This window comes from Xenorhabdus santafensis (assembly GCF_033949405.1).
In the GTDB taxonomy this organism is placed as follows: domain Bacteria; phylum Pseudomonadota; class Gammaproteobacteria; order Enterobacterales; family Enterobacteriaceae; genus Xenorhabdus; species Xenorhabdus santafensis.
The window spans coordinates 1-328 of record NZ_VCDN01000427.1 but is presented as its reverse complement, the minus strand read 5'-3'; the positions used below and the strand labels follow the sequence as shown (position 1 = coordinate 328).

General features: G+C 36.6%; 1 protein-coding gene. It reads left to right on the top strand.

Going from position 1 to position 328, the window contains the following annotated elements; all coding sequences use genetic code 11:
* Nucleotides 1–167 precede the first annotated feature (167 nt).
* Nucleotides 168–328, top strand: a 161-nt coding sequence (locus tag FE392_RS22985) for an initiation control protein YabA (protein WP_500692717.1), incomplete at its 3' end; no start/stop codon positions are given.

The window sequence follows — 328 nt, the reverse complement described above, 5'->3', positions numbered from 1 at the left end:
GATTTAGATCAACGTATACAAACCCCGCATGGTACTGGCCGTGTTATCGGATTAAATATTTTAGAAAGATTAATTCAAGTGGAACTAGTAGACAAGGAACGGATAGTAGAATATACGTTAGATGAGTTAGTGAATAAAGGGGTCGTTTCGAGTCAAACCACAGATTAATGAGGTGGGTGCTTGTGGAGAAAAAAGATATTTTTGCATCGGTTTCTAGTATGGAAGAGCAAATTGGACATTTATACAAACAGTTGGGAGAGTTAAAACAGCATCTTGCAGAGTTGTTGGAAGAAAACCAGCATATAAAAATGGAAAATAACAATTTGCG